The following is a 13,680-nucleotide window of genomic DNA, read 5'->3' as shown; positions in this document are numbered from 1 at the left end:
TGAATGCCACACAACAGGAGACAGGCATGGGGACACGAGTCATTGGGCGCTGGGCAAAATGGATGAGCGCAGCACTGTGCGCGACGAGCCTGCTGGCTTCCAGCCCCGCCGTTCTGGCACAGGGCAAACCTGAAAAGAGCAAGGTCACCATCGCGGTGGGCGGCAAGGCGTTGTTCTACTACCTGCCGCTCACGATTGCCGAGCGCCTGGGCTACTTCAAGGACGAAGGCCTGGACGTTGAGATCGTCGACTTTGCCGGCGGTGCGAAAGCTCTGCAGGCGGTGGTTGGCGGCAGCGCCGACGTGGTGAGCGGCGCGTATGAGCACACACTGGTGCTGCAGGCCAAGGGCCAGATGTACCAGGAGTTCGTGCTGCAAGGGCGTGCGCCGCAGATCGTGCTGGCGGTCAACAACAAGACGATGCCCAACTACAAGTCGATTGCCGATTTGAAAGGCAAGAAGATCGGCGTGACGGCTCCGGGTTCGTCGACCAACATCATGGTCAACTACGTGCTGGCGCGCGCCGGCATCAAGCCGAACGAAGTGTCGATCATCGGCGTGGGCCCGAGCAGCGGGGCGATTGCCGCCGTGCGTGCCGGCCAGATCGACGCCCTGGCCAACCTGGATCCGGTGATGTCGATGCTCACGCAGAAGAATGAAGTGCGCGTGGTCTCGGATACCCGCACGCTCGCCGATACCAAGGCAGTCTTCGGCGGCAACATGCCGGCCGGCTGCCTGTATGCATCCACCGCGTTCATTCAGAAGAATCCGAACACGACGCAGGCGATGACCAATGCCATGGTGCGCGCGCTCAAGTGGCTGCAGAAGGCGGGCCCGTCGGACATCGTCAAGACGGTGCCGGAGGCCTATCTGCTGGGCGACCGCGCGCTGTATCTGGCGGCGTGGGACAAGGTGCGCGAAGCCATCTCGCCAGACGGCACGATGCCCGCCGACGGCCCCGCCACGGCACTGCGCACGCTGTCGGAGTTTGATGCGGAAGTGAAGGGCAAGCAGATCAAGCTCGACCAGACCTTCACCAATACGTTCGTGCAGAAGGCCAACGCCAAGTACAAGTAATTTCGACAGGCTTTCAGCAACGCGCCCGGTTTCACCCGGGCGCATTGCTTTTGGACCGCAGACCATGTCCCATCCCGCGCTTTCGTTCGATCAGATCACCTGTACGTTCATCTCACCCGACACGCCGGGCCAGCGTTACACCGCTGTGCAAAACACCTCGCTGGAGGTGCAGGCCGGCGAGTTCGTCTCCGTGGTGGGCCCGACTGGCTGCGGCAAATCTACGTTGCTGAATCTGGCTGCGGGCCTGCTGCAGCCGTCTTCCGGACAGGTGCGGGTCTTTGGCGAGCCTCTGCTCGGCATCAACCGTCGCGCCGGCTACATGTTCCAGGCAGAGGCGTTGATGCCATGGCGCAGCGCGCTCGACAACGTGATGGCCGGGCTGCAGTTTAGGGGCATGCCCGACAAGGAAGCGCGTGACCTTGCCATGTCGTGGCTCGCGCGCGTGGGTTTGGCTGGGTTTGAAGACCGCTATCCGCATCAGCTTTCCGGCGGCATGCGCAAGCGCGTGAGCTTGGCGCAAACACTGGTGCTCGACCCTGACATCATCCTCATGGACGAGCCGTTCTCGGCGCTCGACATTCAGACGCGCCAGTTGATGGAAAACGAGGTGCTCGATCTCTGGGCTGCTAAACGAAAGGCGGTGCTGTTCATCACGCACGATCTGGACGAAGCGATTGCCATGAGCGACCGCGTGGTCGTCCTGGCTGCCGGCCCTGGCACGCACCCGATCGGCGAATTCACCATCGACCTGCCGCGCCCGCGCGATGTGGCCGAGATTCGTGATCAGGCCGGCTTTGTCGACCTGCATTCGCGCATCTGGGATGTGCTGCGCGAAGAAGTTCTCAAGGGCTATGCGCAGCACCGCCGCGTGGCTTGACCTGAATCTGATCGATTGCATCCATGGCTAACCGTCCGCTTTCTCCATTCGCGCTGCGCACTTGGCAGCTTGGTCTGCTGGTCCTCACGTTGGGCGTGTGGCACTTCGCCACGCGCTCGCAGGAAGTTGCGTTCTTCTTCGGAGAACCGCTCATTGTTGCCCAGCGCGTCTGGGCGTGGTTCGTTACCGAAGGCGATATTTATCAGCACCTTGGCGTGACATTGGCCGAGACGGTGCTGGCATTTGCCATCGGCACGGCCACCGGCCTAGGCGCAGGCCTGTGGCTGGCGCTGAGCCCGGCGGCTTCGGCGGTGCTTGATCCGTACATCAAGGCGGCCAACTCGATGCCGCGGGTGATCCTGGCGCCGATCTTCGGCGTGTGGTTCGGACTGGGTATCTGGTCGAAGGTCGCGCTGGCGGTGACGCTGGTGTTCTTCATCGTTTTCTTCAACGTCTACCAAGGCGTGAAGGAAGTGAGCCCGGTTGTGCTGGCCAATGCGCGCATGCTGGGCGCATCGCAGCGGCAACTGCTGCGCTTTGTCTACCTGCCGAGCGCGACGAGCTGGGTGTTCTCATCGCTGCATACGTCGGTCGGTCTGGCCTTTGTCGGGGCGGTGGTGGGTGAGTATCTCGGCTCGGCGCGCGGTGTCGGTTACTTGATCCTCCAGGCCGAAGGAACCTTCGACATCAATACCGTGTTTGCGGGCATCGTCGTGCTGACGGTATTTGCGCTGGTACTCGACTGGCTCGTCGGCTTGATGGAAAAACGCCTGATGCGCTGGCAACCGAAGAGCGGCGAGACTGAAAAACTCTAAGCAAGCGCGCTAACGACGCAAGCGTCACATCGACCCTGCCGTGAGCAGGGTCATGCAACTAGACGGTCGGTCTACTACAATGCCATCCATCATGAGCAAGCACCCCGAACCCGTCACCGCTGAAGGCGCCGAAGCCCGGCATGACACCCGCGACCGCATCCTGGACGCCGGTGCCGAGCTGATCCTCGGGCGCGGCTTTTCGGCCGTCGGGTTGGCTGAAATCCTCGGCCGCGCACAAGTGCCCAAGGGTTCGTTCTATTACTACTTCGGGTCGAAGGAAGATTTTGGCGTTGCCATGCTGGAGCGCTATTTCCAGGACTACGACGCGGGCGTTGTGAGCCTGTTCAACGACACGCGCATCACCGCCCGCGAGCGGCTGCTGCGCTATTTCATGGCCTGGATCGATCTGCACGAGCGCAGCGCGTGCGAAGTCACCTGTCTGGCGGTCAAGCTGTCGGGAGAGGTATCGGATTTGTCGGAGCCGATGCGCAAGGTGCTGTCGACTGGGATGACGCGCATGGTCGAGCGCATCGCCACGGCAATCGAGGCAGGCGTCGCCGACGGTTCGTTAGCGCCTGTGGAGGATGCGCGTCAGCTGGCCGAAGGGCTGTACGCCATGTGGATGGGCGGCGCGCTGTTGGCCAAGGCGCACCGCACGGTCGCCGCATTCAAGAGCTGTGTGGCGCAAACTGAAATCCTGCTGGCCAAGCCGAAACACTGATTGCAACCCAAACCATTGCCGGCGAGGCATGTTCCTCGCTTTTTCTTTGATTCCGGTTCTAGATGACCGGTCGAATAGTCTCTCTTTCAGGAGCTGATATGACCCAACAATTGCTGTCCCCGATTCAGACCGGCCGTACGACTCTCGCCAATCGTGTCGTGATGGCGCCGCTCACGCGCTCGCGCGCGGGTCAGCCTGGCGACGTGCCGACCGAGCTGAACGTGACCTATTACGCGCAGCGTGCAACCGCTGGCCTGATTGTCACGGAAGCCACGCAAATTTCCCGCCAGGGCCAGGGCTACGCCTGGACGCCGGGCATGTACACCGACGAACAGGAAGCCGGCTGGAAGACGGTGGTGGATGCCGTGCACGCCAAGGGCGGCCGCATCTCGCAACAGCTCTGGCACGTGGGCCGCATTTCCAATACGTTGCTGCAGGAAAATGGCCAGGCACCTGTCGCGCCGTCGGCCATCGTCGCAAAGGGCGCACAGAGCTTTGTCGTGCAGCCCGACGGCACGCCCGCCAATGTGCCGACCAGCGAGCCGCGCGCGCTCGCCACGGAAGAAATCCCTGGCGTTATCGCGCAATATCGTCAAGCCGTGCTGCGTGCACGCCGTGCAGGTTTCGATTTCGTTGAAATCCACGCCGCCAACGGTTACCTGCTGCACCAATTCCTGTCGACAAACAGCAACCAGCGCACCGACCAATACGGCGGCTCCCTGGAAAACCGCGCCCGACTGATTCTCGAAGTCGTCGATACCGCTATCGCGGAGATTGGCGCAGACCGAGTCGGCATCCGCCTGTCTCCGCACTTCGTCGCGCATGACATTGCCGACGCACAGGCTGAAGAAAGCGCGTTGTACCTCGCCCGCGAGCTGACCAAGCGTGGCATCGCCTATTTGCACATTGCCGAGCCGGATTGGGCCGGCGGTCCCGAGCTGACCAACGATTTCCGTCGTCAACTGCGCGACGCCTTCAAGGGCACGCTCATCGTGTGCGGCCAATACACGGCGGAAGAGGGCGAGCAGATGATCGCCTCCGGTCTGGCGGATGCCGTTGCGTTCGGTCGTCCGTTCATCGCCAATCCCGATCTGGTGGCGCGCTTCCGTGCCGGCGCATCGCTCAACCAGCCAGATCGCGCAACGTTCTACGGTGGCCAGGAAAAGGGCTACACCGACTATCCGACGCTGGAAGAAGCGGCCTGATAATCCGTTGCACCAAAGAGAAAGCCGCGCAGGCGATCAACCTGCGCGGCTTTTTTGTCTCCAGCGCGTGCGTTCTTTAAGGCTGGATCACCACCTTGCCCGTCACCTTGCGCGCCGCCATGTCCAGCAGCGCTTGTGTCGTCTGCTCCAGCGGATAGCGCGCCGAGATATGCGGACGGATCTTGCCTTCCTGCATCCAGCCGAGCATCTGCATCATGTTCGCCAGATTCGCCTTCGGCTCGCGACGAGCAAACTCGCCCCAGAACACGCCGACCAGCGACGCGCCCTTCAGCAGCGCGAGGTTCAGCGGCATCTTCGGAATCTCACCGTTGGCAAATCCGACCACGAGGTAGCGGCCGCGCCAGGCAATTGAACGGAAGGCCGGTTCCGCATAAATACCGCCGACCGGGTCATAGATCACGTCGGGGCCTTTGCCATCGGTCAATTCCTTGATGCGCTCGCGCAGGTCTTCGGTCGAATAGTTGATAAGTGCATCGGCGCCGTGGTCTTTGCAGACCGCCAGCTTTTCGTCGCTCGACGCCGCCGCGATGACGCGTGCGCCGATCGCCTTGCCGATCTCGATGGCCGCCAGTCCAACGCCGCCGGCCGCGCCGAGCACAAGCATCGTCTCGCCGGCCTTCAGTTGTCCGCGATCGACCACCGCGTGGTGCGACGTGCCGTACGTAAGCGTGAATGCGGCGGCGGTGTCGAACGCCATGCCAAGCGGCATCGGCATCACCACTTTGGCCGATGCTTTCACCTGTGAAGCAAAGGCGCCCTGGCCAAGGAAGGCGATCACGTGGTCGCCGGCCTTGAGGTGTGACACGCCTTCGCCTACCGCATTGACCACGCCCGCGACTTCCGAGCCGGGCGTAAACGGCAACTCCGGCTTGAACTGGTACTTGTTCTGGATGATCAGCACGTCAGGAAAATTCACCCCCGCGGCCTTTACGTCGATCACGACTTCGCCGGTGCCCGGCGAGAGGTCCGGCAGCGTTTCGATCACCAGCGATTCGGGCGGGCCCCAGGTCTTGCAGACGACGGCTTTCATCTTGTGTCTCCTCAACAGTCTTGCGTTGGATTGTTCGCCATCTCGCATGCATTGCACGCGATCTCGTCTGGCAGTGTAACCGAATAAAAGCACGATCGTTCGATTTAACCGGATGCGATGAATCGTGCGGCTTGTCGATGCATTTTTTGTAAGCGTGCAGAACGTATGCCCGAGCACGATTCGAGAACGTTGCTCGGTTACAATCCGCGCCATGCATATTCTCATTGCCAACGACGACGGATACCTCGCGCCCGGGCTCGCGGCGCTGCATCGTGCGCTGAGCCCCCTGGGCCGCGTGACGGTGGTCGCACCGGAGCAGAACCACAGCGGCGCGTCGAACTCGCTCACGCTGCAGCGCCCGCTTTCGGTGTTCGAAGCGACCGACGGTGCCCAGAAGGGCTTTCGCTTCGTCAACGGCACGCCGACGGACTGCGTGCACATCGCGCTTACCGGCATGATCGAGGAGAAGCCCGACCTGGTCGTCTCCGGTATCAACCAGGGTCAGAACATGGGCGAAGACGTGCTGTATTCCGGCACCGTCGCCGCTGCCATCGAGGGCTATCTGTTTGGTATTCCGTCGATTGCGTTCTCGCAGGCCGACAAGGGCTGGACGCACCTCGACGCCGCCGAGCGTGTTGCCCGCGAGGTGGTCGAGCGCTATTTGACCGATCCACTGGACGGCCCGGTCCTGCTCAACGTCAATATCCCGAATCTGCCCTACGGCGAGCTGGCCGGTTGGCGCGCGACGCGTCTGGGCAAGCGACATCAATCGCAGCCAGTGATCCGCCAAGCCAATCCGCGCGGCGAGCCGATCTTCTGGGTCGGTGCCGCCGGCGATGCGAAAGACGCCAGCGAGGGCACCGATTTCCATGCCGTCGCGCATGGCTTCGTTTCGCTGACACCGCTGCAGCTCAATCTGACCGATACGGCCCAACTGCGCACCGTGCGCCGCTGGCAGACGCCATGATCGTCACGGTGGCTCATGTCTGAACGCCCGCGAGACCGGCGCTTTCCGTTGACGCTTGACGCAGTGGTCGAGCGCAAGCCCGTGGAGCGTCAGCGTGAAACGCGTATCTCGTCGGGGGTGAGCGCAGTGTCACGCCCCACGCCAGTGCGTATGGCATCCGTCGAGCGCGCGTCGCCCGCATCCGCGCCTGCGCCTGTGCCACAGCGTGTGGCAGGTGTCGATGCGACAGTGGGTGCTGTCGCAGCGAGCGCCGTCCAGGCACGCGCCGCGGCAGCGCACGCGGCGGCCGGCGGCATGGCGTCGGACCGTGCGCGTCAGGCGCTGGTTGGCCGTGTGCAGGCGGGAGGCGTGAGTGATAAGCGCGTGCTCGCCGCAATCGGCACGGTCCCGCGTCATCTGTTTGTCGATGCCGGCCTTGCCTCACAGGCATATGAAGATTCCGCTTTGCCGATCGGTCATCAGCAAACGATCTCCAAGCCGTCAGTGGTCGGACGGATGATCGAGTTGTTGTTGAGTGGACGGTCCGGCCGCACTGGCATGCCGCTGGCGCGCGTGTTGGAAATTGGCACCGGCTGCGGCTACCAGGCAGCCGTGCTGGCGCAGCTCGCCGATGAGGTGTACTCGATCGAGCGCGTCCGCCCGCTGCATGAAAAAGCCAAAGCGAACTTGCGGCCACTCCGTGTGCCAAACATCCGTCTGCACTATGGCGACGGCATGCTGGGGCTGCCGAAGGCCGCGCCGTTCGACGCCATCATCCTGGCGGCGGCAGGGCTAGAGGTGCCGCAGGCGCTTCTCGACCAGCTGACCGTCGGCGGCCGGCTGATTGCTCCGGTGGCTACCGATCGCAACAGCGGCCCCGCGCAGCAGCTCGTTCTCATCGAGCGCCGCAGCCGCTTCCAGTTTCACAGTACCGCGCTTGAAGGCGTTTTCTTTGTCCCGTTAAAATCAGGAACTGTTTAGCATGTTCATTTCCCGGAGCTCCATGAACCGTCCAAGCCCCGCACGCGCAGGCCGGCTCGCCGTGGCGATGGTGTCGGCCGCACTACTGGCGGCTTGCGCATCCTCCGGCAACCAGGCCCCTGTTCTCGACCGCACCTCGCGTGCCGGCAGCACTGGCACCGTGTCGCAAGAGCCGCCGCCCCCTGGCTACTATCGGGTCAAGCGTGGCGATACCTTGTACAGCATCGCCTTGCGTAATGGCCAGGCGCCGCGCGACCTGGTGGCCTGGAACAACATCGCCAACCCGAATCAGATCGAAGTCGATCAGCTGTTACGCGTGGTTCCGCCAAACGCGGAGGTCAGCAGCACCGGGGCAGTGGTCACGCCGGTTCGCCCCGCCAACACGACCACCCCGCCGGCCGATTCCACGCCGGTGACGCCGCCGCCCGCAGCGTCGTCCAGTGCTCCTGCCGGGGCAAGCGACGGCGCAATCTCGCTGGCCTGGCCAGCACGCGGCTCGCTCATCAACCGTTTCGATGACAAGAGCAACAAGGGCATCGACATTGGTGGCAAACGTGGTGATGCTGTGGTCGCTGCCGACGACGGAAAAGTGATCCACGTTGGACCCTTGCGTGGGTACGGGAATCTTGTCATCATCAAACACAACGACACGTTCCTGACCGCCTACGGCAACAACGACAAGGTTCTGGTCACCGAGCAATCCACGGTTAAGAAAGGGCAGAAGATCGCCGAAATGGGCAGTACCGATGCGGATCGCGTGAAGCTTCATTTTGAAGTGCGCCGCAACGGTAAGCCGGTCGATCCGATGCGCTACTTGCCGCCTCAATAGAGGAATGCATGCCGCGCCAGAAAGCCGCCACGCCCGTCACCCCCGCCGATGACAACATCGACGCTGCTGTAGAGGGCCAGCGCACCCCAAATGGGCGCGCGGGGCGGCGCGCGCGCGGCGAGGCGCAGCCTCCTGCTGAAGAGATCGAAGTCGTCGACGCGCTTGTCGACGACCTGCCTGTTTCCGATTCCACCGAACTCAGCGACACGTCGGACAGTGCCGACGAGCCGGACGAAGAAGAGGAAGAGGCCGAAGAGGCCGAGGAAGCCGCACCCGAGGAAGATTTCCGCAAGGTGCTGCAGGCTGAACTGGCCGCAGACACCGTTCAGCACTATCTCAATCGCATCAGCATCAAGCCTCTTCTGACACCGGCTGAGGAATTGCATTTCTCAACGCTGGCTAAAGCGGGCGAGTTTGCCGCGCGCCAAGTCATGATCGAGCGCAATCTCCGCTTGGTCGTGAGCATTGCGAAGGGCTATCTGAATCGTGGTGTGCCACTGCTCGATCTGATCGAAGAGGGCAACCTGGGTCTGATGCACGCGATCGAAAAGTTCGATCCGGAACGCGGATTCCGCTTCTCCACGTATGCAACGTGGTGGATCCGCCAGAGTATCGAGCGCGCGATCATGAATCAGGCGCGCACAGTTCGTTTGCCCGTGCACGTAATTCGCGAGCTCAACCAGGTGCTACGCGCCAAGCGCCATCTGGAAAAGAGTGGCGTGGATGGCCGTGACGCAAGCCTCGAAGACATCGCCCACCTGCTCGGCAAGACCACGGAGGAAGTGCAGGACGTGCTCTCGCTCAACGAGCACACGACTTCACTGGATACGCCGTTCGATCTTGATCCCGGCACGAGCCTGCTCGATTTCTTGTCGGACGAGCATGGTGCCTCGCCCGATCAGGAGGTTGCACATCGCGAGCTGTCGCAGTTGATGAAGTCGTGGCTCGCACGCTTGTCCGACAAACATCGCTATGTGGTTGAGCGCCGCTTTGGCCTTAACTACATTGAGCCTGCAACGCTGGAAGAACTGGCCGCCGAGATGGGTTTGACCCGCGAACGTGTACGCCAGATTCAGCAAGAGGCGCTGGTCAAGCTTAAGCGCCATTTCGCCTCGCAAGGCGTGCGCAAGGACGCGGTGCTGTAAAGCGCCGCAGCCTCTTTTTCTTTCTCCTCTGTTTTCAGTCGTTCCGCAGCTCCAGCAGCATCGGTTGGTGATCCGACGCCTGCGTGGCGCTGTTGACTTCTGCGCGCACTACCCGCGGCTTCAGTGGCTCACTGATCAGCATGAAATCGCACGCATAGGCCGGTTCGGTCCAGCCGGCGCGGTCGTGCACGCCGAAAGTCGGTGGCTGCGGCGTTGCGCCGTGCGCAATCTCCCACGCATCATGCAAAGCGGGTTCGCGAGTGAATGGCACGGTGGCCAGGCGCTTGGGCGTCGAATCCGGCTTGCAGTTGAAATCGCCGCAAACGATGGTTGCTGACGTCTGCGCAAGCGGGCGGAAAGGCCCGGCTTCAGGCTCGGTGCCTAGCACGGACGGTTGATTCGTACGCGCGCAACCTTCCGTGTGGATGGCTCGCAGTGCATCGATCTGCGCCACACGCTGAGGCTCCGAGTAATACTCCAGATGCGTTGTAACGACGCGCAAGGCACCAAACGGCGCCTGCACGATCGCCTCAATGGCCATGCGTGGAATGTACGGCGTCGCATCGGGCGGGCAGGGCAATGCGTGGCGCCGTATGTAATGCACGGGCAGACGCGTGGCAATGGCGTTGCCGAAGCACTGTACATGCCCGCCGTTGTGGCGCTCCAGCGCGAATCCGCTGATGATGGTGTATTCGCTGCCAAGCGCGTCGGCGAGTTCGCTCCATTGGTCGGGGCCGGGTTGGCCCGGCAGATCGCTGAAGCCTGAGGTGACTTCCTGCAGGCACAGCACGTCGAATTCGGCCATTGCTCGGGCTTGCGTGAGTTGGCGCTCGAGGCTGACGTGCCCGTCGACGCCGCGGCCCCACTGGATATTCCACGTCAGGATGACGGTGCCCATGCTGGTCCTCCGGTGTCTTACAATGCCGCCCTTGTCCTCATTTTGCCCAGGCTCGCTCGTGTCTCAAGCTGCACCCAACGTCACGCCTTCCTCTTCTGCTCCAGCAACGGTTGCGCCGGACACGCCGTCAGGCAAGCCCCGCGGCCGACGTAAGCCCGAAATGCCCGTGGTAGGGCCGCTGGAAATCGTCTCTCTCGATGGCGAAGCGCGCGGCATCGGTCGTTTGATGAACGAGGATGGCACGCCGGGGAAGGTTGTCTTCGTGGAAGGCGCGTTGCCGGGTGAGCGGGTGATGTACCGCAGTCACCGCGTCAAGCCGTCGTACGAGCAGGCGAGCGTTGTGAACATTCTGCGCCAGTCAGCTTCGCGCGTGACGCCGCAGTGCAAGTTCTTTGGGGTGTGCGGTGGCTGCTCGATGCAGCATCTGGATTCGAGGGCGCAGGTTGCGATCAAACAGCGCGTCCTGGAAGACGATCTGTGGCATTTGGCTAAGCTGCGTCCAGACGTGGTATTCCGGCCAATTGCTGGCCCCGATTGGGGCTACCGCTATCGCGCGCGTTTGACCGTGCGTCATGTTGCGGCCAAAGGCGGCGTGCTGGTGGGTTTTCACGAGCGCAAAAGCAGCTATGTGGCGGACATGACGTCGTGCGAGGTGTTGCCGCCGCACGTGTCCGCGCTGTTGGTGCCGTTGCGCGAGTTGGTGGGGCGCTTGTCAATCGTGCAGCGTATGCCGCAGATCGAGCTGGCCGTCGGCCAGGATGTGACCGCGTTGGTGTTGCGTAACCTCGAGCCAATCACCGCGGAGGATGAGGCTGAGCTGCGCGCTTTTGCCGATCATCACAACGTTCAGTTCTGGCTGCAGCCCAAAGGGCCGGATACGGTTTATCCGTTCCATCCGCTCGATCGTACGCTGACGTACACGCTGCCAGAGTTCGGCATCAGCATGCCGTTCAAGCCGACGGATTTCACGCAGGTCAATCACCAGATCAACCGGGTGCTGATGTCGCGGGCGCTGAAGCTGCTCGACGCACAACCGGGCGATCGGCTGCTCGACCTGTTCTGCGGTATCGGCAACTTCACGCTGCCAATGGCCACGCGTGCCCGCGAGGTTATGGGTATCGAAGGCAGTGAGGCGCTGACGACACGTGCGCTTGCCAACGCCCAGCACAACGGCTTGGACGCGAAGACGACATTCGCTTGCCGCAATCTGTTCGAAGTGACGGCCGATGATATTGCCGCGCTGGGCAAGTTTGACCGTTGGCTGATCGATCCGCCGCGCGAAGGCGCGCTGGCTGTGTCCAAGGCGCTGGCTGAGCTGTCTCAGCGTGGCGATGATGCGGCTGATCTGCTGCCGAAGCGCATCGTTTACGTGTCATGCAATCCGGCCACGCTGGCGCGCGATGCGGGTTTGCTTGTGCATGAAGCTGGCTACAGGCTGGCGGGGGCGGGCGTCGTGAACATGTTCCCGCACACATCACACGTGGAATCGATGGCAGTATTCGAGCGCGACTGATCGCCCATCATGTAGTCTTGCGTGCAAAAGAAAACCGGCGCACTCGGCGCCGGTTTTTTATTTCATTAGCCGCAGCGATGAAGCTTAGTTGCGGTTGCCGCCGAAGATCCCCAGGATCGCCAGCAGGTTCGTGAAGATGTTGTAGACGTCCAAGTAGATCGCCAGAGTGGCGGTCACGTAGTTGGTCTCGCCACCGTTCACGATGCGCTGCACGTCGAACAGAATGTAGGCAGAGAAGATCGCGATGGCCAGCACCGAAATCGTCAGCATCATCGCCGGCAGCTGCAGCCAGATATTGGCCACTGAGCCAACGATCAGCACCAGCACGCCCATGAACAGCCATTTGCCCAGGCCGGAGAAATCGCGCTTGCTGACTGTGGCCACCGTCGCCATCACACCGAAGATGATCGCCGTGCCGCCGAACGCCGTCATGATGAGCGACGCCCCGTTCGAGAAACCCAGGATCATACCGATCAGTCGCGACAGCATGAGCCCCATGAAGAACGTGAAGCCGAGCAGCAGCGCCACGCCGACTCCACTGTTCTTGAAGCGCTCAATGGCGTAGAAGAAGCCAAAGGCCACTGCCATGAAGATGACGAAACCCATCAGCGGGTTGCGTCCCATCAGGTTGAAGCCGGTAGCGACACCGATCCAGGCACCGAGGATGGTGGGGATCATGGAAAGCGCGAGCAGCCAATAGGTATTGCGCAGCACGCGGTTGCGGACCGCCAACGCGCCGGCGGTGCCGGAAGCGCCAAAACCGTACGTGTTGAGTTGGTTGTCCATGCGAACTCCTTGGGGTGAATGACATTGCAGACAATGCGACGACACAGCGAATGTGGCATCCGAAGCCGGCTTTTGCAAGCCGCATCGTCCTTACTTGGAGGGTCAGCATGCCATGCGGTTCCGGTTGGTGGCGGGCAATCGCGGCGGAAAACACCGTTCGCAGGTGACTTTTCGTGCGCCCAATAAGGGGATGCTAAGGCGCGTTCATCGAAAGCCAGTCTGTTCAGGGTGAAGTGATCGCTGCGCCTCTTTTCTCTCCCGACATGCGCGGCATCGGGTTGCACCGCTTGACATCCAATCTGGCTTCCTCCCGTGTTAGAATCTAACGTTTATCTTTCACGTAACACCTTCATTTTTTGGAGTTTTTGATGGCGCTCGAACGCACTTTGTCGATTATCAAACCGGATGCCGTGGCCAAGAATGTTATCGGCCAGATCTACGCCCGCTTCGAAGGCGCAGGCCTGAAGGTCGTCGCGGCCAAGATGATCCATCTGTCGCGCGCAGAAGCTGAGCAGTTCTACGCCGTGCACAAGGAGCGCCCGTTCTTCAAGGATCTGGTGGACTTCATGATCTCGGGCCCCGTGATGGTGCAGGCGCTGGAAGGCGAAAACGCAATCGCCAAGAACCGTGACCTGATGGGTGCAACCGATCCGAAGAAGGCTGAGAAGGGCACGATCCGCGCCGACTTCGCCGACAGCATCGACGCCAACGCCGTGCACGGTTCGGACGCTGCTGAAACGGCTGCTGTGGAAGTCGCTTTCTTCTTCCCGGGCTTGAACATTTACAGCCGCTAAGCGTCAACACTAGACTGGAATTGGTAGTTTTGGGTTGCAAGTC

At 62.0% G+C, this 13,680-nt stretch carries 14 protein-coding genes; 11 read left to right on the top strand and 3 right to left on the bottom strand.

Annotated elements, in window-relative coordinates; translation table 11 throughout:
* Window positions 1-26: 26 nt before the first annotated feature.
* From ACEN9T_RS18925 to ACEN9T_RS18905, 5 genes are all read left to right on the top strand, one after another.
* A complete protein-coding gene (locus ACEN9T_RS18925) occupies window positions 27-1,076 on the top strand; it encodes an ABC transporter substrate-binding protein (RefSeq protein ID WP_413706752.1) in 1,050 nt (349 codons plus the stop codon).
* A gap of 64 nt (window positions 1,077-1,140) precedes the next feature.
* Window positions 1,141-1,953: an ABC transporter ATP-binding protein gene (locus ACEN9T_RS18920; RefSeq protein ID WP_092971473.1), complete on the top strand. Its 813-nt coding sequence runs from the start codon at window positions 1,141-1,143 to the stop codon at window positions 1,951-1,953.
* 23 nt (window positions 1,954-1,976) lie between these two features.
* Window positions 1,977-2,768, top strand: coding sequence for an ABC transporter permease (locus ACEN9T_RS18915; RefSeq protein WP_413706751.1), 792 nt, complete (start codon window positions 1,977-1,979; stop codon window positions 2,766-2,768).
* A gap of 91 nt (window positions 2,769-2,859) precedes the next feature.
* Entirely contained in the window at window positions 2,860-3,489 is a 630-nt protein-coding gene (locus ACEN9T_RS18910) for a TetR/AcrR family transcriptional regulator (protein WP_092971876.1), read from the top strand.
* Between the two features lie 98 nt (window positions 3,490-3,587).
* Window positions 3,588-4,694, top strand: a complete 1,107-nt coding sequence (locus tag ACEN9T_RS18905) for an alkene reductase (protein ID WP_413706750.1) — start codon at window positions 3,588-3,590, stop codon at window positions 4,692-4,694.
* A 76-nt stretch (window positions 4,695-4,770) separates the two neighbouring features.
* On the opposite strand, the gene ACEN9T_RS18900 is transcribed toward ACEN9T_RS18905, so the two are convergent.
* Entirely contained in the window at window positions 4,771-5,745 is a 975-nt protein-coding gene (locus ACEN9T_RS18900; RefSeq protein WP_413706749.1) for an NADPH:quinone oxidoreductase family protein, read from the bottom strand.
* Window positions 5,746-5,956: 211 nt separating this feature from the next.
* On the opposite strand from ACEN9T_RS18900, the gene surE reads away from it, so the two are divergent.
* Genes surE through rpoS form a run of 4 tightly spaced genes read left to right on the top strand, consistent with a single transcriptional unit; the run spans window position 5,957 to window position 9,646 of the window.
* On the top strand, window positions 5,957-6,712 hold the full coding sequence (gene surE, locus ACEN9T_RS18895) for a 5'/3'-nucleotidase SurE (protein ID WP_413706748.1): 756 nt from the start codon (window positions 5,957-5,959) through the stop codon (window positions 6,710-6,712).
* Between the two features lie 15 nt (window positions 6,713-6,727).
* Window positions 6,728-7,672, top strand: coding sequence for a protein-L-isoaspartate(D-aspartate) O-methyltransferase (locus ACEN9T_RS18890; RefSeq protein ID WP_413706747.1), 945 nt, complete (start codon window positions 6,728-6,730; stop codon window positions 7,670-7,672).
* Between the two features lies 1 nt (window position 7,673).
* Window positions 7,674-8,501 carry a peptidoglycan DD-metalloendopeptidase family protein gene (locus ACEN9T_RS18885; RefSeq protein WP_092971467.1) on the top strand — a complete coding sequence of 276 codons (828 nt, stop codon included), beginning with the start codon at window positions 7,674-7,676 and terminating at the stop codon, window positions 8,499-8,501.
* Between the two features lie 8 nt (window positions 8,502-8,509).
* Window positions 8,510-9,646, top strand: coding sequence for an RNA polymerase sigma factor RpoS (gene rpoS, locus ACEN9T_RS18880; RefSeq protein WP_413706746.1), 1,137 nt, complete (start codon window positions 8,510-8,512; stop codon window positions 9,644-9,646).
* 34 nt (window positions 9,647-9,680) lie between these two features.
* Here the strand turns inward: rpoS and ACEN9T_RS18875 are convergent, their stop codons facing one another.
* On the bottom strand, window positions 9,681-10,544 hold the full coding sequence (locus ACEN9T_RS18875) for an endonuclease/exonuclease/phosphatase family protein (RefSeq protein ID WP_413706745.1): 864 nt from the start codon (window positions 10,542-10,544) through the stop codon (window positions 9,681-9,683).
* 160 nt (window positions 10,545-10,704) lie between these two features.
* Here ACEN9T_RS18875 and rlmD point away from each other — a divergent pair, with 160 nt between their 5' ends.
* Window positions 10,705-12,057: a 23S rRNA (uracil(1939)-C(5))-methyltransferase RlmD gene (gene rlmD / locus ACEN9T_RS18870; protein ID WP_413708480.1), complete on the top strand. Its 1,353-nt coding sequence runs from the start codon at window positions 10,705-10,707 to the stop codon at window positions 12,055-12,057.
* Window positions 12,058-12,141: 84 nt separating this feature from the next.
* Here rlmD and ACEN9T_RS18865 read toward each other — a convergent pair whose 3' ends face one another.
* Entirely contained in the window at window positions 12,142-12,843 is a 702-nt protein-coding gene (locus ACEN9T_RS18865) for a Bax inhibitor-1/YccA family protein (RefSeq protein WP_252692736.1), read from the bottom strand.
* A gap of 368 nt (window positions 12,844-13,211) precedes the next feature.
* Between ACEN9T_RS18865 and ndk the strand changes: the two genes are divergently transcribed.
* Window positions 13,212-13,637, top strand: coding sequence for a nucleoside-diphosphate kinase (gene ndk, locus ACEN9T_RS18860; RefSeq protein WP_045204261.1), 426 nt, complete (start codon window positions 13,212-13,214; stop codon window positions 13,635-13,637).
* Window positions 13,638-13,680 lie beyond the last annotated feature (43 nt).

This window comes from Ralstonia sp. Ralssp110 (genome assembly GCF_047325135.1).
GTDB lineage: Bacteria > Pseudomonadota > Gammaproteobacteria > Burkholderiales > Burkholderiaceae > Ralstonia > Ralstonia mojiangensis.
Note: the sequence above shows the minus strand (reverse complement) of the source record. Positions and strands in the feature narration are given on the sequence as shown.